An 18693-nucleotide genomic window follows, 5' to 3' on the forward strand; every position below is an offset into this window, starting at 1 on the left:
TTGGCGGCCGGCGGGGCTGCTTCGGAGACATGGGGCGGCCGCGAGGGAGAAGCCCTTTTTGATGTCACCGGAGATTCAGGAATGGCTCTCGCTTGGGCTGGCGTCGAGCGCGGCTGCGATGCCTTCAAGGATCCCGATGAGCTCCTCAGCCGGGATCTCGACGACGAAGACCGTACCGGCGTCTTCAGGGTGGCTGAGCAGGTGTTCCTCACGCCAGAACTCCAGCGTGATCACCAGGCGGTCCTCTTCGCGGAACAGGTAGGCCGTCACGTTGTCGGTGGTGGGACCCCAGAGCAGGATCCGAAACCGGCCGCGCAGCTGGTAGTCGGCCTCGGACTCGTCGTCCCCCGCGCGCTGCGTGAGACGGCGGTGTGTGGCTTCGGCGGACAAGCCGGCGAACGGCAGGGGAGAACCTTCGCCAGACCGCAGCCAGGCGGCGGCGTCCAGCACATCGCGGCGAAACTGGGGGACATACGCCATGTTGTCGTCGCAGGTCAGCCACTTTCCGGATGACCAGAGGTCGACCCGGCACAGTGGGCCTGGCTCGCCGACCTCTGCGGCGAACCTGAGTTTGTCTCCCAGAACCACGTTCATGCCGGTGACCGTCGCAGGTTCAGCCCGTCATGACCAACCGAATACTTCGCGGGGCCGGTCCGGGCGGCGGCCTCTACAGCTGGAGCTTCTGACCGTCCGGTGAACCTCTTCTTGGGCAGCGGCGTCGCCGTCTTGGCCAGGCGAGCCAGGAAAATGACACGGAGCTGAGAACCCAGCAGATGACACGGCGTGAGAAGCCCGAGATCCGTCGAGGTCAGAGACGCGGCAGATGACACGGGTCGCGGGAACCTACATTTTTGTAGGGTCTCAAATCTCGTGTCGGAATCTCACGGCTGGTGCCGGATGGAAGCCGGATCCGACGTGGCGCTGAGACATGCAGGTCGCGCCTGTACCTCGTTCACGTGGAAACGCCGACACCTCGAAGGGCAAGTGGCCGCGTTGGGAACAGCCGGTCCGGCCAGCGCGGTTGCATGGACCGAGGGACGGCGCCGCACGGGCGGGGAACACGGAGACCGTAGGGTAGTCCGCCCCGTCAGGATCCGGGCCCTCTGGATCGCGGTACGCCCGCCGCGCACTCGGACCAAGACGTATTTCTGCAGGAGGACTGTTTCATGACTGACCGGCCTTTGACGCTCATGGCAGTACACGCCCACCCCGACGACGAGGCCACCGGAACCGGAGGGGTCCTCGCGCGGTACGCGGCGGAAGGCATCCGCACCGTTCTCGTGACGTGTACCGACGGCGGGTGCGGTGACGGACCGGGGGGCGTCAAGCCCGGCGATCCCGAGCATGATCCGGCCGCTGTCGCCTTGATGCGCCGTCAAGAACTCCAGGCGAGCTGTGACGTCCTGAAGGTCAGCTATCTGGAGACGCTGGACTATGCCGATTCCGGGATGGCGGGCTGGCCGAGCAACGACGCCCCCGGATCCTTCTGGCAGACCCCCGTGGAGGAAAGCGCTGCCCGGCTCGCGGAACTCATGCGCCACTACCGACCCGATGTGGTCGTCACCTACGACGAGAACGGCTTCTACGGCCACCCCGACCACATCCAGGCCAACCGCATCACGATGGCGGCGCTGGGGATGACCGCCCTGACACCGAAGGTGTACTGGACGACGATGCCCCGCTCGATGATGCAGCGGTTCGGGGAGACCATGCGCGAGTTTCAGGAGGACACGCCGGAGCCGGATCCTGCCGAGGCCGCCGCGATGGCCGAGATCGGCCTCCCCGACGATGAGATCACCACGTGGGTGGACACCACGGCGTTCAGCGGTCAGAAGTTCGACGCGCTGGCCGCGCACGCCAGTCAGGGCGAGAACATCTTCTTCCTCAAGATGGGCAAGGAGAGGTTCGGCGAGTTGATGGGCATGGAGACCTTCGTACGCGTCAAGGACGCCACCGGCGCGGCCGTACCCGAGAACGATCTCTTCGCCGGACTGCGCTGATCCGCCCGTCCGACCGGGGCCCGGGACAGCACGTCGGCCGCACGGAGCGATCGAGCGGACACACCCGGAGGCTTGTCCGAGCGAGTTCCGCTCCGGCAGCTCGCGTCCAGGCCTCGCCGACGGCGTCGACGCGTGCCTGCACTGCCGACCCGGACACAGCAGGTCACGAGGGCGGTCTCCGACACCAACCGCGAGACCCTACGCTTTTCGTAGGTTCTCGGATTTTCGTGTCCTCATCCCAGCTCGGATGTTCAAGTGAAGTTCTGGAGGACGTGATTCTGAGACCGGCGTCAGGCGGGTCACCCCTTTGGGTGAGGGGTAGCGTGAACCGTCCGGGTCAGTGTGCTGCCGCCGTGGCCCGCTCGACTACTGTTCGCCGACTTTGAGCCCTCGGTACACAGCATCGTGGTCCAGCCGCTCCTGCTGTCGTACACGCCGCGTCATGACGATTGCGGGGATACCGAGCGCCAGCAGCACCGGGATCGCGGCGGCGATCGCGAACCAGAGGATGAGCGCGAGATAGCCGTAGGCGGCGTCGTCCACGTCCGCGTCCGCCTTCACCAGGAAGACGACGCCGGCCACGAAAGCGACCACCATGAGCCCCGCGACGGCGATCGCGAGCCGGAGCAGGACGCCGGCCCAACGCCGGTACCCGGCACTGACCCCCTGGAACCGTGGCGGCCCGTACCCACCGGGCGGACCGGGCAAGGGCCTTGGCGACGGGGGTGACGGGGGTTGGGTTGGCCGCTGATCAGACATGAGGCCCAGTTCTACGGTGCGCGGCCACGTGACACCAACTTCCGCCGCCGCCGCCGCCGCAGCAGCACGCGCCGCGCCGGGGCGTCGTCCCCCGGGTCGCTACTTCACGGAGTCCCACGCGCCGTCGTTGAAGCTGCGCAGGAGGGCGATCAGCGCGGCCCCGAGCCGCCAGTCCACACCGGGTGCGTGTACGTGCAGTTTGTTGCCCTTGGACCTGAACTCCAGCGGGACCTGCCCGTTCGCGCGCCACCGGATGCGCCGGGGTGCGCGTGCGAAGCCGCCCTCGTTGCCGGGGACGCTGTCGAAGACGCTGATCAGGAGGACCACCGTCATCAGGGGCAGCAAGAGCCACCACATCCACCACCACACGATCCTCCCCTTGAAGCCGACCGCTTCGGAGCCGCCGGGCTGGTGCACGGTCCAGCGGGTGCGCAGGCCCCTTCCGCGGAGCGCCTTCTCGCGCATGAGCGTGCCGACGACCTCGCCCTGTGCGCCGAGCACTTGAAACCTCGTGACGCCGCCGCCGGCCGACAGGGTCACCACGGTGGCCACCCGCTCCCGGCGTTGATCGTCGGCCCACAGGGCGAAGGAACGGGCCCCGCCGCGCCGGGCGGCGAGGTACGCGGACGTGCCTCCCGGCGGCAGTTCGCGCTCCACGTACACGGCCGACGGCGCCGGTCCCGACCCGTCGGAGAAGCTGACCATGTGCGCCACCTTCGCCTGACTCTGGCCGTCGACTCGTCTCGGCCCGCCGTACATGGTCAGTACGTTGCTGCTCATCCGACGTGCTCCAAGTGGTGATCGCGTGCTCAGGCCGACCCAGTCTGTCTCACCCGCCACCCAACGGATAGCCCCGTCCTGCTGCTGCATCTGGCGCCGCTGTGCTGATGGAGACCCGTCGTCCGTTGACGAACTCGCGAACGAGGGCAGCCCCGCTCAGTACTCCAGCGGTAGATCGTGATCATGCTGGCGCTGCGGCCCGGCGGTGGTAGTGGATGGCGCGGGACCGGGCCTGGCGGCGGCTTCGCCAGTGGGCGCCGGCGGGGCTGATGGACTGGGTCGTGGACGCGGTGGGCGATGAGCGTGATGAACAGGCGTGCGATCTCGTTGCGAGTGAGCGGGACGAGGTTGTCCAGGGCGGGATGGCGGGTGTGTTCATCTGCGCGGACGACGGCCAGGAAGGCGGGGGCGAGCACGGCGAGGGTGACCCGGCGGGGACAGGACGCGTAGCTGCGGACCTGGCGCTCGTCCAGTCCGGCCACGCCCTTTCCGGACTGGAACGTCTCCTCGACCCGCCACCTTGACCCGGCGAACCTTGACCGGGGTCGTCGGCGGCACTGGCTGTCGTCGGCCAGGCGCGCCGGCGAATGATCGACCGTCCACGCGGTCTCCGCGACCAGACCTCCGCGCTGCCGCATCGGCTCGATCTCCAGGGCGCGGTCCCCGATGGTGAACTGTCCGCGTGTCATCTGGTACGAGGTCTACGGGTCCCCGGACGCCGGGGGCGCCCCCGAAGAAAGCTCCGCGGCGTGCAGCGCTCCGTGACTCATGACGTGTGGGAGTGGATCCGCCACCAGAGAGGTTCACCGGGGTGCCCGTCGCCGGGCACCCCGGTGACATCAGTTGGCCGACTCCTGCCAGCCGTCGGACTCCAGGCGCCTGACATCGAAGGCGTCGTGGCCCGCGCTCGTGACACGGATTCCGTCGATGTACACCCCGCGGCCCTGGTAGGCCCCATCGGTGCGGTACGTCCAGCGCAGGTGGGTGGTGTCGGCGGCGACCTCGGCCGACGCCTTGATCCATTGCCGGCCCGAGTAACCGTCGAACGTCCCCCCGGTGCTCCAGCGCCGGCCTTTCGCTCTCAGGTCCAGCGGGACGTGGGTCCAGTTGGAGCCGCCGTCCGTGGATGCCTCCAGGCTGCCGCTGTCGACCTTCGGCTCGGTGTCGTACCAGAGATGAAAGGAAACCTTGCCCGTCGTACGCATCCTGCTCAGCGGTGCGACGAGTCTCACTTCGGCGCTGTCCGGCATGCCGGAGAACCACGCCGTCCTCCCGGTGGCGGGCTTCACCGGCACCGAGCGGGCGAAGGCCCGTGCGGGCGCCCGGCGGTAGTCGCTGTCCGTGCCCCAGTCACGAGTGGGGTGGACGCGGTTGGCCAGGAAGACGAACACGGTGCGGTCGACCGGGTCGACGGTGATGCAGGGACCGGTGTAGCCGGTGTGGCCGGCGGTCACCGGGGACGTCAGCGCGTCCATGTAGAACCGCTGGTCGACCTGCCAGCCGAGCCCGCGTGGCGAAGCGCCGATGTCCGCGCTGTAGTTGACGAGTATCTTTCTGACCGTCGCCTCGGACAGGACGCGGGTGCCCGCGTAGTGCCCGCCGTTGGCGAGCATCTGACCGAAGACGGCCATGTCGGCGGCTGTCGAGAAGATGCCCGCGTGGCCCGCGACACCGCCCAGGTACCAGGCATTCTCGTCGTGCACGGTGCCGTGGACCATGCCCCGGCCCGTCCCCGGTTGGTACTCGGTCGCCGCGATCCGCGGCAGCAGGCTCCGCGGCGGGTTGAACATCGTCTCGGTCATGCCGAGCGGTCCGGTGACCCGGTCGGCGATCAGGTCGTCCAACGCCTCTCCTGTCACGCGGTGCAGCAACTGCCCCAGCGTGATCAGGTTCAGGTCGGAGTACTCGTAGCCGCTCCCCGGTTCCCGCCGCAGTACCGACGCGTAAATGGCCGCCATCCGCGCGTCGTTGTCGGGGTAGTCGGCCAGGTTCATCCATGAGACGAGGCCCGAGCGGTGCGTCAGGAGATGACGCAGGGTGATGGTGGCCTTGGCCGGATCGGCTGCCGCGAACTCGGGCAGATACCTCGCCACCGGCTCGTCCAGGTCGATGACGCCTTGTTCCCACAACTGCGTCGCGACCGTCGAGGTGAACAGTTTGCTCACCGACGCCATGTCGAAGAGGGTGTCCTTCTCCATGGGCACCCACTGGTCGGGAGGCAGCTCGACCGGGGTCTTGGTAGCCGCGTCCCAACTCTCGTACCGGACGGCATGGCCGCGCGCCTCGTGGGTGACGATCACGCTGTTGCGCGCCGCGATCAGCACGAAGCCCGGGTGCGAGGGGTTGGGCCGACCGGGTCCGGGCTCCATGTAGCGCGCCGCCTCGTCGGCCATCCGGTCGACGTGCTCGGCGATCAGCCCGGCCCGGCCGGCGGAGCCGGGGCGCAGCCGGCGCGAGACGGTGGGGAATCGGATGTCGTCAGGGGTGATGGTCGGCGGTCCTGTTCGGGCCCCCGTGGGCGGGGCGGCGTAGGCCGTGGTGCCGAGCGGAAGGGCTGACCCGGCGCCGGCCACCGCAGCCGCCGCGTAGAGGAAGTTCCTGCGTCTCATGCGTCAACTCTGCTTTCTCACCGGTTGGTCGGGACAGACTCAGCGATAGATCAGGAACTCTCTTCGCAGTGCGCGGAATCGCTTGAGGTCGTCGTGCCAGACCTCGGGGATGTCCGCCGCGTCCGTACCGTTCTCGATCGCCTCGCGCACCCGGGTGTCGCCGCTCAGCTTGTCCATCCAGAAGCTGGTGACGTCCTGGGACCGCCAGCGGTACTCGGGGAAGAGCCGCCACTGCTCGGTGATCATGGCGAGTGCGGTGGGGATCGGCTCGAAGCGGTCGACGTCCGTGATCAGCACCTCGACGCCACCGCAGGTCTTGTCCTGCTGCTTGGAGAACACCGGCTTGAAGTACGCCTCGCGGAAACGGACCCCCGGCATCTCGCGTGCGTTGAGCGCCTTCTCCCAGCGGTGATCGATGCCCGGAGCGCCTATGAGCTGGAACGGCTGAGTGGTGCCGCGGCCCTCGGACAGTGCCGACGCCTCGAAGAGGCAGGTGCCGACGTAGATGTCGGCGGTGGCGAGCGTAGGCATGTTGGGTGAGGGCGCCACCCAGGGCAACCCGGTGTCCGTGTACCGCATCCGCCGGTCCCAGCCCGACAGCCGCTGGACATGCAGATCTGCCTGCTTGCCCCCGGTGGCGGCCGGTACGAACACCTCGTTGTAGAGCCGGGCCAGCTCTCCCGGCGTCATGCCGTGCTGCTGTGCGATGGCCTTGAGCCCGACGAACGTGGAGTGCTCGGGGTGAAGCACCGGCCCGTACGCGTCCTTTCCGGACAGCGGGGTGGGCCGGTCGAGGACGACGAATTTCACGCCGAGTCTCGCCGCGGCCTCCAGCGCCAGATACATCGTCCAGATGTAGGTGTAGAAGCGGGCGCCGACCTCCTGGATGTCGAAGACGACGGTGTCCAGTTCGAGGTCGGAGAACAGCCGCTCCATCGTGGCGGAGTTGTTGTAGGCGTTGTAGACGGGAAGTCCGGTCTTCTCGTCGATGAAGAACTCCTCGCCCTCGCCGGCCTGCCCGATGCCGCGGAACCCGTGTTCCGGACCGAAGATCGCGACCAGGTTGACGGCTGCGTCCGCGACCATCACATCGACGATGTGGTTCAACTCGCGGTCGATGCCGGTGGGGTTGGAGATGATGCCGACCCGCTGCCCGGTCACGGACGCGTAGCCGCTCCGGCGCAGGGTTTCGAAGCCGGTGCGCACCCCGCCTTTCGCGCCGTCCCCCTTGCCCTGTGCACCGGCGGGGCCCGCCGCTGCCAGCCCGGCCGTGCCCGCGGCCACGGCCGAGGTCGCCGCTGCCGTCAGTAGATCTCTGCGTCGCATGGTGGTGGTGTCCTTTGTTCGTTCGTGTCGGCGGTTCGTCAGTGCCGGTAGCTCAGACCGTGGCCGAGCGGGAACAGGGGCTGGTCAGGATCGTCCGCCGTGGGGATCGTCACCGGCAGCGTGCCGCGCGGGCGGACTTCGCCGAACAGCACCCGGGTCGCCGACTCCAGGGCGCCTTCGCGGTAGGAGTACGTGGCCAGGTGAGTGCCCGCCTCCGGGTAGCGGGCGATGTCGTACGGCGTGCCGACGGCGACGGTGACGACCGGCTTGCCGGTCTCGATCAGGGCGTTCACCAGGGCGGACTGTCCCGGGCCGGCCCCGGCGCCGCTGGTGGTGACCACGACGGAATCGTGCCCGCGTGCCTCGGCCACGGCGGCGGCGATGGTGGCGGCGCCAGGGTTGGCGCCGGTGTAGTGCGACGTGGCTGTCACGTCGCGTTTGTCGATGAGCGCGGTCAGCTGGGATGTCGTGCCCTCGCCCCAGCCGGTGACCAGTACGCTCTGCCCGTCGTCCGCGAGCGGCAGCACCCGGTCGTCGTTCTTGACGAGCGTGGTGGTCCGGTCGGTGATGCGCTGGGCGGCCCGCAGGTGTGCGGGCGATCCGACGGTCTTGTCAACTCCGTACGGGTTGGCGAAAGGCCGCTTTACGATGCCCTGCTGGTGCTTCAGGGTCAGGATCCGCCGCACGGACCTGTCGATGCGCTTCTCGGTCAGCTCGCCCTCGGCGACGGCCTCCAGCACCGCGTTGTACGCCGTGTCCAGGTTGGGTGGCATCAGCAGCATGTCCACGCCGGCCTGAAGCGCCTTGACCGGTACGTCCTCGTCCGGATAGGTCTCCCGGACCCCGGCCATGGAGAGGGAGTCGGTGACGACCACGCCGTCGTATCCGATCTCGTCGCGGAGCAGTCCGGTCATGATCGGCTCCGACAGGGTGGCCGGGTCGCCGGTGGGATCGAGCTCGGGGAACTGGATGTGACCGGTCATGATGGCGCCGATACCGGTGTCGACGGCCCGCCGGAAGGGGGGCGCGTCCATTTCCCGCCACTGTTCGAGAGTGTGGGTGATGACGGGCAGACCGACGTGGCTGTCCACATCGGTGTCGCCGTGCCCAGGGAAGTGCTTGGCGGTCGCGACCACGCCAGCACTCCCGCTCTGGTAGCCGCGCACCTGTGCCTCGGTCAGATCGGCGGCCAGCCGCGGATCACTGCTGAAGGACCGCACGCCGATCACCGGGTTGGCGGGATTGACGTTCACATCGGCGACCGGGGCGAAGTTCTGGTTGATGCCGACCGCCCGCAGCTCCTCTCCGGCGATCTTCCCGGCTTCACGCGCGTCCCGCTCGCTGCCGGAGGCGGCCAGCGCCATGTTCCCCGCGAACTGCGTCGCGGGCGGGCCGAGCCGCTGGACGATGCCGTGTTCCTGGTCGGTGCTGACCAGCAGCGGCACTTCGGCCGGCTGTCTGAGCGCGGCCTGCTGCAGCCCGTTGGAGAGCGCGGCCACTTGCTTCGGGTTCTGGAGGTTGTCGGACCAGGCGAAGTAGATCACGCCGCCGAGGTGATACTTGTCGATCGCCTGCTGTGCGTTGTCGACGCCGAGCCAGTTCTGGTTCCTCGTGACGTCGGCGGCCTTGTCGGTGTCGGCCGACGTGCCGTAGGCGTACGTGGTGAACAGTTGACCGACCTTCTCCTCCAGTGTCATCCGGGCCATGGTCTTCTCCACCCACCCCCGCGGCACCGGCGCCTTGGCCGACACGGCGGTCGGCATGGACAGCAGCAGACCGCACACGGTCGCCGTGACCGTGATCTGTCTGCGGAAGCGTCGGTCTCGGCGCATCGCGTGAACCATCGCGCACTCCTTTTGCCGTTGGGCGGGTTGGCGTGGACTCGACAGGCCTGTGTGCCTGTGTCTATGGCTCATTCGCACCTCGGGTCAAGAGGGCGAGCGCTCCTTGATGAGAGGCATTCGCGCAGGTCAGCGCTACTACAGTGGTGTAGTCCACTGGTTACCGACCCCGTCTCGGCCCGGTCGGAGCGCGAGTGGACGTCCTTGTGGCGGCCCACAGGTCGCCCGTTACGGCGGCGCGCCCATGTCCGAGCGGTCGGGACACCCCGTCCGAGCGGCTTCACCGCGCGGACGGACCGCGACGTGCCCCGCCGCACCGCCGATCGCGCTTTCAGAGCAGGACGCCGGTCAACCTGTCGTAGCGCATCACCCTCACACGGCTCTCCGACGCGTCCCGCAGGCCGAGCACCTGGACGGTCAGCACTCCGACCTTGTACCGGTCCTCCGTCGTGACGCGCAGCCAGGGCTCGCCGCCACGCAGGACGGTGACTTCCTCGATGAGCGTGCCGTCACGCCCTGCCGCGACGGCGTAGCCCGGGCCTGAGGGGGGTGCGATGTCGAGGCCGCCGTCCGTACGGATGGTGACGGTGGCGACGAGGTCGCCCCGGCCGTCGTTGGCGTCTCCCATGAAGTCGAAGATCCTGGCCGGGTCGCCCACATAGTGCTTCAAACGGCCGAGACCCGTGACGTCCATGCCGTTGTAGAAGTTCTCGGCTCCGCTGTTCAGCCAGAAGTGGGTGTTGTGCGTCGGGGAGTCGAAATCGGCGCCGGAGTTGTACGAGATGTGCCAGTGCGGCGGATTGTCGGTGTGCAGGGTGTTGTTGGTCTCGAAGCCCGCGAGGAACCAGCGGTGGCCCTTCGCGGCAGCCGTGTCCTTGAGGCCGGAGTCGAGCAGGATGGCGTGCGTCGCGATGAGCTGGTGGAGCTGCGACCGTGCCGCGTTCCCCGGCCACGGCACGGTCAGCCACGGCCCGGCGACCCGGTCCGGGTCGTTGTGGTCGAGTTTGAGGTACATACCCTCCGAGCGATCGGGGTGGCTCCAGATCTGGATCGTCGGCTGGTTGGCGTCGGCCGTTGGCAAGGTGACGGGGAGTACGAAGGTGAACCGGCTCCGGTCGGAGGGGTCCCGCTCGACCCTCAAGCGGGTGTCCATGTGCACCACGTCGCTCACCGCGACGCCCGGCCAGCGCACGGCGACCAGGATCCCCGCGGGGTTCGCCGGGCCGCGCACGAAGGAGTAGTACTCGGCTCGGCTGCCGACGTGGTACTTGGCGCCGGGGACGAACTCGTACCCCTCGGGCAGCGTGATCTCGGGCTGACCCGGCTCACCGGGGCGCGCCCGGACGAGACGGAAGGCCGCATACGCGACCTCCTGCGCACTCGCGGAGGAAGGCAGTGTGAGGGCCAGTGCCGTGCCGGAGGCTCCGGCCAGTAGCGCGCGGCGGGACAGCGGACTCATACGGGACCTCTCGGGAGGGGGATGGCGGGGATCGGCGGGTCATGCCTCACCCACGGGACGGGGCCCCGCGGATGAGGCGTGCACAAGGTGCTCCGGCGACGCGTTCCGGCGCTCGCCGTCCCCGCGTACGGCTGGTGCGGATCGGGGCCCTGGCCGGGCTCTGACGCCCCTCGCGCGGCTGCGCTACTCGCCGTCCTGAAGGGCGCCCCAGGTGGCCGGACCGACGATGCCGTCGGCGCCCAGCGCCCTGGACGACTGGTAGGTACGGACGGCCTGACCGGTCTCCGGGCCGAAGGAACCGTCGATGCCGACCGTGCTGCCGAGAGCCGCGGTCAGCGCGCGCTGCAGCCTGCTGACGTCCGCACCGCTGGAGCCGCTCTGCAGCGTCGGGGTGGAGCCGTAGGACAGCAGCGCCGTCCAGGTCTTCGCACCGATGACGCCATCGACGCTCAGCCCCACATCGGCCTGGAAACCCCGGGTCGCGGTCTGCACATTCGGACCGAACGCGCCGTCCGGCGCACCCGGGTCGTTACCGGAGTCCTTCAGCCGGCACTGCGCGGCCTTCACCAGATCACCGCTGGAGCCGCTCCGGATCGTCGCGTACGCGGAGAAGTTCAGGTTGACCCCGGAGCAGCTGGTGGGCGGAGTGCCGCCGCAGTCCCGGGCGACGTTGCGCCAGGTCCGACCGTTCGACTGACCGTATTCGACCCCGTCGAACCAGGGCCTGACCCGTTCGGAGGTCGATGTGCCCCAACTGGCCTCCCCGTTGCCGTTGGCGTCGTAGCCGAGCTCGAAGTGGAGATGGGGATGGCCGTTGGAGGTCGGACCCGTCTTCCCGACTCTCCCGATCGTCTGGCCCTGCGTCACGGTGGTGCCCACGCCGACGGAGCGCGACTGGAGATGCAGATGGGTGGTGAAGTAGCCGTTGCCGTGATTGATCTGGATGACATTCCCGGCGTTGGCGTGGGAGAAGGACATGTTCACGACGCCGTCCGCCGCCGCGACGAGCACGGCCCCTTCGGTGCCGACCTGGTCGGGTTCGCGCACCATGTCCAGGGCGGGCGCGTGCGCCCAGGTGTCGAGCCGCCACTGCTGTCCGCACGTGAACGGCAGCTGGAAGTCGATGGGCGGCGCGGACCGGGCGCGAACGCCCTCCGCGGAAGCCGGCGCACCGGCCTGGAAGGCGAGTACGGCGGAAGCTGCGACGGCCACGAACAGCTTGACTAAGCGAAGCAGTCGTTTCATCTTTCCTCCTCGGTGTGCCGGCTTCCGGCCGGCGTGCGGGGCGGCGCTCCGGACTGGCCCGCACGCGCTCGGGCCCGCTCGGCCGAGGTGCGGCGGCGACCGGTGCCCGCGGTGCCGCACTGCGGACACGAGGACGCCGGGTGACGACGGATCACTGGGTGGACAGCGTGCGGGCAGGCTCAGCTGACGGGCTTTTCGAGGATGGCACAGGAGAGCCGCAGGTCAAGATGCGAGCCCAAAGTGTCAGAGGTGGCACCAATGAGCGTCCGGGCGGCGGTAGTCGGGTCGGTTCACCCTCGACCGAATCCGTCCGGGTCGCCGGGCATCACGGTCGGAGACGGAGACCTCCGTGCGGTGAGTTCCCCTACAGCTCCACCACCCGGAGGTCTTCGCCATGATCAAGCCCCGCCAGCGTCAACAACGCTCGTGATCAATACACCTAGGGCTTCGGGGAATCCCAGCCGTACGTCGGCAGGGTGAAGAACTCGTCCCCGTCGAGCCGGTCCGCGGCGCCCGTGGCGACCCCCGTCATGATCGACTCCACGCCGGTGCGGACCGTCGCCGTGAACACCTCCTTGTGCTGCTCGCCGAGGTCGTCCGATTGTCCCCGGACCTCGAACAGCACCGTCCCGGTGCCGTTCAGCGCCAACGCGGACCGGCCCTGCCCGGCGTACTCCCGCTCGTCCGGGTGGACGTACCGCCCGATCGCCGACTCGGCCTGGTTCATGCCGTACTTGCCGTAGATCCCCTTGGCGGCGGCCAGCGCGTACCGCCGCGACTTGTCCTGGTCGAGCTTGGGCCAGTCCTTCTTGTACTTGGCTCCGTCCTCGACGCCGAGCGGCGGGTAGTCGATCGCCGCCGAGATCAACTTCCCGGCCTGCGGTCCGCTGGTCAGCCGGTCGCACGGGCCCATGTGGTGCAGATCGATGTACGCCTCCACCTGGCCCTTCTCGCGGCGCAGTTGGACGTACGTGTCGCGGATCGCGCGCGACTCGGGGGAGAGGAAGAACCCTGCGTCGGTCTGCTCGCCGGGCAGGTCGGACGCCTTCGGTACGTAGTTCAGGTCCGGGTTGAAGTCGCGGTTGAGGTCGAAGCCGGGCTTGGCGATGCCGTCACCGGTCTCGGAGTGGTACCAGGCTTTCGGAGCGCCCTTGAGCTGCGGGAAGCGGTCGGTGACCTGGTTCCAGGAGATGACGTTGGCGCGGCGGTTGAGCTCGCCTCCGTCCGGGTTGACCATCGGCATCGCCACGAAGGTGACCTGGCGGAGCAGGGCGCGGGTGTGCGGGTCCTGGGAGGTGCCGAGGCGGTTCAGGATCTGTAGCAGCGCCTCGGTGCCGGTGCGTTCGTTGCCGTGGATCGCGCTGGTGACCAGCACGACCTTCTTGCCGTTGCCGGCCCGCGCCCGCCACAGGGTGCGGCCCTCGGTGGTCCGCCCGGCCTTCTCCACGTCGACCCGGCCGTGGCTGCGGCGCTCGATGGACTGGAGGGAGCGGACCAGCTCCGAATAGTTGGTCCAGCCGTCCCAGGAGGGGTTCTCCGGGACCTGACAGGTCTCGATCGGCGGGGTGGCATGCGCGGCCGGTGCGACGGCGACCGTCACTCCGAGGACGGAGGCCGCGAGGGCGGCGGAGAGCGTGGCGGATCTGCGGACGGCGGGGACAGGCTTGCGCATGTGGGCTCCTCGGATCGTCGGGCACTGGCCATGCGTGCTGAACGGCCTTACAGGGCAGCCGGGTTGATCCAACCGCTTTGGCAGGTTCCGGTCAAGAACGCAAAGCGCGGGTCATGCGGCGCCGTGTCTGTGCCGGCGCGGGCCGCTGCGCGTCCCGTACGGCGAACCGCCGTCACATCCCCGCGCGCGCCTCGCCGCACCGCGGTGCTGATGCGGAAGGGGGGGCGAGGTGGATGCGCGAGAGGTGGAGCCGCCGGCCGCCGGTGGCGATGGAGAGCAGCCACTCGCGGAGGGGCGAAGTCCTGCCAGGGCGCCTCTTCCTGAGTAGGACTGTCCGCGTGGGTGATCATCGGAACTCGGGTGTGCTGCCCGGGGTGTCACCTCGTCACGGTTGCCGGAGCCCTGGTGGAGGCGCCGATCTCCGGGACCACGGGCGTCCTTCGGTGGGACAGCCTGGACGCCGGGCGCCGTCGCAGTGGTCCGACCGGCCCCTCGTGCCGACGGACCGCGCAGCGAGCCCGGCGGGTGGACCACCGCCCACAGATCGCGCAGAGCCGCACGATCCCCTGATCTTTGAGCGAAGTAGGAGCCCCTCATGAGCCATGAGCAGAACTCCGGGCCGAGCCGACGCCGCGTCCTGGGCGGAGCGGCCGACCTGGCCGTCGCCGCGGCGGGGCTGCCGTCCGGCAGCGTGTTCCCTCGCACGGCTGGTGCCGGGACGTGTCGCCGCGTGGGACGACCTGCCCGACCGGGACGGACGGAAGGCCAAGCCGGCCGGTCCGATCCGCCCTCCGGCCGAAGCCGGCCGGGCCGCGATCGTCACTCTCTGGGTGGTGAGCGCGAACACAGGGAAGTCCGCTCCGTGTTGACCCGCATATCGGTCCCGCCGACGAGGGTTCCTCACCCCGCCTCAGCGCGAGTTCGATGACCTCGCGCTCGTCGTCGTGGCTGCGGGCGTCGACCTGCGCCCGTGCCCCCTTCGCGGACACCTCGCGGTCCACATCAGCATGCGCTTCGGACCGTGACCCGCCGGGAGCCCGGCGCCGACAGCTTTGACAGGCTTTGCCCCGAGCGCGACTCGCTGTCTCGATGACAGCCAGATTTCCTCGATGTTTTTTCCGAAAGATCACTGTCCCTTCTAATGATCATCACATTAGGGTCCTGGCGTCCGCGCAGACTTCGATGCAAGGAACACCTAGTGAGACAGAAGCGCACCAGCAGACACAAATTGCTGGCAATCGGCTCGGCCCTGGTGGTGCTGACGGCCACCCCGTCGGCCGCCGCTGCCGGCCAGGACAGCACCGACATCCCCGACAACGTTGTCGCAGCCGTCGGCGAGGCTCCTTCCGGTACCGGCAGCCACACCGTCACCCTGCTGACCGGTGACCGGGTGACCGTCACACCCGGCGGCAAAGGCCCCGACTCCGTCACCGTCGAAGGACCGGACGGTCGCCGCGCCGACGCCCGCATAACCACCCGTGATGGGGACACCTACGTCTACCCGTCATCCGCCGATCCCTATGTGGCGGCGGGAAGACTCGATACGGAACTCTTCAACGTCACCCGCCTGATAGCCGACAAACTGGACGACGCCCACACCGAGGGTCTGCCAGTGATCGTCAGCTACACCCCTTCGTCACGACGCTCCTTCGTGGCACCGCCCCTGCCTGAAGGCGCGACCGACGCACGGCCTCTCAGCAGCATCGACAGCACCGCGCTCACCGCGGACCGCGACCGGGCCGAGAGCTTCTGGCACTCCCTCACCTCCCCGTCCCCCTCCGCTCCGTCCCGCACCGAACCGAGCTCGCTCACCGCGTCCGCCCCCGGTAACGGGGGACCGGAACTGGCCGGCCGCATTGCGAAAGTATGGCTGGACGGGAAGGTCAAGGCCTCCCTCGCGGAGAGCGCAGCGCAGATCGGCGCCCCCGAGGTCTGGGCCAAGGGCAACACCGGCAAGGGTGTTGACGTGGCGGTCCTGGACACGGGATACGACACCGGGCACCCCGATCTCGCGGGCGTCGCCTCCTCCGCCAGCTTCGTGCCGGGCGAGGACGTCAACGACCACCACGGCCACGGCACGCATGTGGCATCCACCATCGCCGGAAGCGGGGCCGCGTCCGGCGGCACCGAAAAAGGTGTGGCCCCCGGCGTGAACCTGCATGTGGGCAAGGTGCTCAGCAATCTGGGCATCGGGCAGGACTCCTGGATCATCAGCGGCATGGAGTGGGCCGCCCGCGACGCCGACGCGCGCATCGTCAGTCTCAGCCTCGGCTCCGACGCCCCGGGCGATGGCACCGACCCCATGAGCCGGGCGGTCAACGAGCTCAGCGCCGAAACCGGGGCACTGTTCACCATCGCGGCCGGCAACTCCGGCCCCGCCGACCACATGGTCGGCTCACCGGGAGCGGCGGACGCGGCCCTCACCGTCGGCGCGGTCGACTCCAAGGACGCCGTCGCCGATTTCTCCAGCCGAGGACCACGGCTGCGTGATGACGCGATCAAGCCGGAGATCACCGCGCCGGGCGTGGACATCCTCGCCGCGCGCTCCCAGTACGGGGGCGGCACCGGTCCGTACACACAGATGAGCGGCACCTCCATGGCCACCCCGCACGTCGCGGGCGCCGCGGCCCTGCTGGCGGCCGAGCATCCCGACTGGAAGGGCGACCGGATCAAGGACGCCCTGATCAGCAGCTCTCTCCCGACACCCGCCAACCCCGACGAGGGCGGCAACGGCCGCGTCGACCTGGTCGCCGCCACCGAGGGAACCCTGTTCGCGACCGGAACCGTCGATGCCGGGATCCACTCGCTCGGCGGCGCCCCGGGCGAGACCGTCGATAAGACGGTCCGGTGGAACAACAGCGGTGACGAGGCGGTGACCGTCAATCTGGAGGTCGCCGCCCCCGACGCGCCACAGGATCTGTTCACGCTGGCCGACCGGCAGCTCGTCGTCCCGGCGGGCGGCAGCGCCTCGACCACCCTGACCACGCACCTCGACCAAGCCCCGGCCGGCAACCGCTACACGGGCCACGTCACAGGATCGGTCGACGGGAAGACGACGACCAGGACCCTCGTCGCCGTCAGCACCCGCGAGGAGGATCACCACCTGCGGATCCACGTCAGTGACCGCAGCGGTGCCCCTGTCAACGTCCTGGTCAACTACCAGCGCGAGGGCGACGAGTACTACTCGGCCCAGTACAGCCGGAACGGCGTCCTCGACGTCATCGCACCGGCGGGTACCTACACCGCCTGGACCTGGCTCGCCGTCGAAGGTACCCACGGTGAGTCGTCGGCAGGTCTGGCCCTGCTGGCAGCACCCACCATCGACCTGCACGGCGGCGACACCGACATCGTGCTGGACGGCACCCGGGTACGCCAGGTCGAACTGAGGACACCCAGAACCAGCACCGACAGCGACGTCCGCGTCGACTTCAGCCGCACTTTCGGCGGCGACGCGCCCCCCATCGCGGACGCGCACATGGTCGGCGACGGATTCGACAGCCTGTGGGCTCTGCCCACCGCCAAACCCGCCAGGGGCGATCTGGTCTACACCGCGCGCTGGCGGATGCAGCAGCCGCTGCTCGCCCTCACCGCCGGCGACCAGGACTTCGACGACCTGTGGATCCAGCCCGGCTCCGCACTTCCCTCCAACGGCAACCGCACCCTCCCCGCCGTGTTCGCGGGCAACGGCAGGACCGAGGACTACGCCTCCCTGGACGCGAAGGGGAAGGTCGCCGTCGTCCGCTACGCACCCGAGGACGGTGACTTCGCGCCGTCCGGTGCCGACCAGGTGCAGGCGGCACAACAGGCCGGTGTGGCGCTCCTGGTGATGGTCAACGACCTCGACGGGCGGCTCCGCGAGGCGGTCCGCCGTACCCCGCTGACTGTCGCGGGGGTGTCCCGCACCGAGGGCGAGACCCTGATCAGCCGCATCCAGAAGAGCCACACGGGTTCGGTACCGATGCGGGTGGTCGGCCATGCCAAGACGGAGTACCTGTACGACCTGGTCCACTCCTGGCACGGCAAGATTCCGCGGGATCTGGAATACGCGCCCAAGGAACACCAACTCGCCCGCGTGAACGTCGACTTCCGCAACGATCCGGCCGACGAGGTCGACGAATTCCGTTACGACATCCAGCCCTACCTCGGGGTGAAGATCGGCGGGACACGGGTGTCCAACGCGGCTGCGCACCGCACCGACTGGGTGACCGCGGACAAGAACGTCCCGTGGATGGAGGAGGCCAGCGTCGGCATCAAGTCCTTCCAGTTCTCCGGGGTGATCGACTACTCGGCGGGCAAGTCCACTGACGTGCAGTGGTTCGGTCCGATGGAACGGCCCCGTCTCAACAGCAGCCAGTGGCTGCCGGAGCGCACCGGCAACAGCGTGCAGGCATTCCTCCCCGGTTTCGGTGACAGCGGGGAGGACCACGCGGGAGTCATCGGCTTCGGCACCACGTCCCAGACGAGCGCCCTCTACCGGGGCGACACCCTGCTCGCCTCCGGCGAGGGCTCGTTCGTCGGCGCCGAGGTGCCCGCGGAACGTTCCGGCTACCGGCTGGTGACCACCACCGCGCGCACGGAGGGGTACCCGTACTCCACCGCGACCACAACCGAGTGGGGATTTGTCTCGGAGGCCCCCAAGAAGGGAACGAGGCAGACGCTGCCGCTGGTCCAGGTCGACTACACCATCGCCACCAGGGCCGACGGCACGGCCAAGCGGAACGCCGAGCTCGTCGTCACTCCCGCGCACATCCCGGGAGTCTCGGTCGCCGCGGTACGTACCGACAAGGTGGAGCTGTCTTACGACGACGGCCGCACCTGGCAGCGGGCGACGCTGAGCAACTCCTCACGAGGCGCTCTGACCCACCTGCGCGCACCGGCGAAGGCGGACTTCCTCTCGGTGCGGGTGCACGCTTCCGACGCCAGGGGCAACTCAGTTGCGCAGACCGTCGTGCGGGCGGCCGGGTTGGGCTGATCCGCCCCCGTCTCCACGCGGTTCCCCCGG

12 protein-coding genes are annotated in these 18693 nt (G+C 69.1%); 3 read left to right on the forward strand and 9 right to left on the reverse strand.

Features of this window, described 5'->3' with window-relative positions; genetic code table 11:
* Positions 1 to 75: 75 nt before the first annotated feature.
* Positions 76 to 594, reverse strand: coding sequence for a hypothetical protein (locus tag ACIBBB_RS33070; RefSeq protein WP_398988591.1), 519 nt, complete (start codon positions 592 to 594; stop codon positions 76 to 78).
* Between the two features lie 572 nt (positions 595 to 1166).
* Between ACIBBB_RS33070 and ACIBBB_RS33075 the strand changes: the two genes are divergently transcribed.
* Complete coding sequence (locus ACIBBB_RS33075; RefSeq protein ID WP_398988593.1) at positions 1167 to 2000, forward strand: PIG-L family deacetylase; 834 nt, start codon at positions 1167 to 1169, stop codon at positions 1998 to 2000.
* Between the two features lie 366 nt (positions 2001 to 2366).
* Here ACIBBB_RS33075 and ACIBBB_RS33080 read toward each other — a convergent pair whose 3' ends face one another.
* Together ACIBBB_RS33080 and ACIBBB_RS33085 are read right to left on the reverse strand one after the other, a co-directional pair.
* Positions 2367 to 2708 carry a hypothetical protein gene (locus tag ACIBBB_RS33080; RefSeq protein WP_398988595.1) on the reverse strand — a complete coding sequence of 114 codons (342 nt, stop codon included), beginning with the start codon at positions 2706 to 2708 and terminating at the stop codon, positions 2367 to 2369.
* A 150-nt stretch (positions 2709 to 2858) separates the two neighbouring features.
* Positions 2859 to 3539, reverse strand: coding sequence for a hypothetical protein (locus ACIBBB_RS33085; protein WP_398988596.1), 681 nt, complete (start codon positions 3537 to 3539; stop codon positions 2859 to 2861).
* A 215-nt stretch (positions 3540 to 3754) separates the two neighbouring features.
* Here ACIBBB_RS33085 and ACIBBB_RS33090 point away from each other — a divergent pair, with 215 nt between their 5' ends.
* Positions 3755 to 4063 (forward strand): hypothetical protein, encoded by a 309-nt coding sequence (locus tag ACIBBB_RS33090; protein WP_398988598.1) that lies wholly within the window; start codon positions 3755 to 3757, stop codon positions 4061 to 4063.
* A 315-nt stretch (positions 4064 to 4378) separates the two neighbouring features.
* Here the strand turns inward: ACIBBB_RS33090 and ACIBBB_RS33095 are convergent, their stop codons facing one another.
* The 6 genes from ACIBBB_RS33095 to ACIBBB_RS33120 form a co-directional block, all read right to left on the reverse strand.
* A complete protein-coding gene (locus ACIBBB_RS33095) occupies positions 4379 to 6148 on the reverse strand; it encodes a serine hydrolase (protein WP_398988600.1) in 1770 nt (589 codons plus the stop codon).
* 39 nt (positions 6149 to 6187) lie between these two features.
* The gene (locus ACIBBB_RS33100; RefSeq protein ID WP_398988602.1) at positions 6188 to 7474 is read right to left on the reverse strand and encodes an exo-beta-N-acetylmuramidase NamZ domain-containing protein; all 1287 of its coding nucleotides are present in this window, start codon (positions 7472 to 7474) and stop codon (positions 6188 to 6190) included.
* A gap of 38 nt (positions 7475 to 7512) precedes the next feature.
* A complete protein-coding gene (locus ACIBBB_RS33105; RefSeq protein WP_398988604.1) occupies positions 7513 to 9306 on the reverse strand; it encodes a glycoside hydrolase family 3 protein in 1794 nt (597 codons plus the stop codon).
* A gap of 340 nt (positions 9307 to 9646) precedes the next feature.
* A complete protein-coding gene (locus ACIBBB_RS33110) occupies positions 9647 to 10774 on the reverse strand; it encodes a hypothetical protein (RefSeq protein ID WP_398988606.1) in 1128 nt (375 codons plus the stop codon).
* Between the two features lie 183 nt (positions 10775 to 10957).
* Positions 10958 to 11986, reverse strand: coding sequence for a peptidoglycan-binding protein (locus tag ACIBBB_RS33115; RefSeq protein WP_398988608.1), 1029 nt, complete (start codon positions 11984 to 11986; stop codon positions 10958 to 10960).
* Between the two features lie 472 nt (positions 11987 to 12458).
* A complete protein-coding gene (locus tag ACIBBB_RS33120) occupies positions 12459 to 13691 on the reverse strand; it encodes a M14 family zinc carboxypeptidase (RefSeq protein WP_398988610.1) in 1233 nt (410 codons plus the stop codon).
* Positions 13692 to 14889: 1198 nt separating this feature from the next.
* Between ACIBBB_RS33120 and ACIBBB_RS33125 the strand changes: the two genes are divergently transcribed.
* Complete coding sequence (locus ACIBBB_RS33125) at positions 14890 to 18663, forward strand: S8 family serine peptidase (RefSeq protein ID WP_398988612.1); 3774 nt, start codon at positions 14890 to 14892, stop codon at positions 18661 to 18663.
* Positions 18664 to 18693: the final 30 nt, after the last annotated feature.

This window comes from Streptomyces sp. NPDC051217 (genome assembly GCF_044455465.1).
Lineage (GTDB): Bacteria > Actinomycetota > Actinomycetes > Streptomycetales > Streptomycetaceae > Streptomyces.

Coding starts and splice junctions, on each gene's coding strand:
- ACIBBB_RS33070 (WP_398988591.1), bottom strand. CDS start 594: ATGAACGTGGTTCTGGGAGACAAACTCAGGTTCGCCGCAGAGGTCGGC.
- ACIBBB_RS33075 (WP_398988593.1), top strand. CDS start 1,167: ATGACTGACCGGCCTTTGACGCTCATGGCAGTACACGCCCACCCCGAC.
- ACIBBB_RS33085 (WP_398988596.1), bottom strand. CDS start 3,539: ATGAGCAGCAACGTACTGACCATGTACGGCGGGCCGAGACGAGTCGAC.
- ACIBBB_RS33090 (WP_398988598.1), top strand. CDS start 3,755: ATGGCGCGGGACCGGGCCTGGCGGCGGCTTCGCCAGTGGGCGCCGGCG.
- ACIBBB_RS33095 (WP_398988600.1), bottom strand. CDS start 6,148: ATGAGACGCAGGAACTTCCTCTACGCGGCGGCTGCGGTGGCCGGCGCC.
- ACIBBB_RS33100 (WP_398988602.1), bottom strand. CDS start 7,474: ATGCGACGCAGAGATCTACTGACGGCAGCGGCGACCTCGGCCGTGGCC.
- ACIBBB_RS33105 (WP_398988604.1), bottom strand. CDS start 9,306: ATGCGCCGAGACCGACGCTTCCGCAGACAGATCACGGTCACGGCGACC.
- ACIBBB_RS33110 (WP_398988606.1), bottom strand. CDS start 10,774: ATGAGTCCGCTGTCCCGCCGCGCGCTACTGGCCGGAGCCTCCGGCACG.
- ACIBBB_RS33120 (WP_398988610.1), bottom strand. CDS start 13,691: ATGCGCAAGCCTGTCCCCGCCGTCCGCAGATCCGCCACGCTCTCCGCC.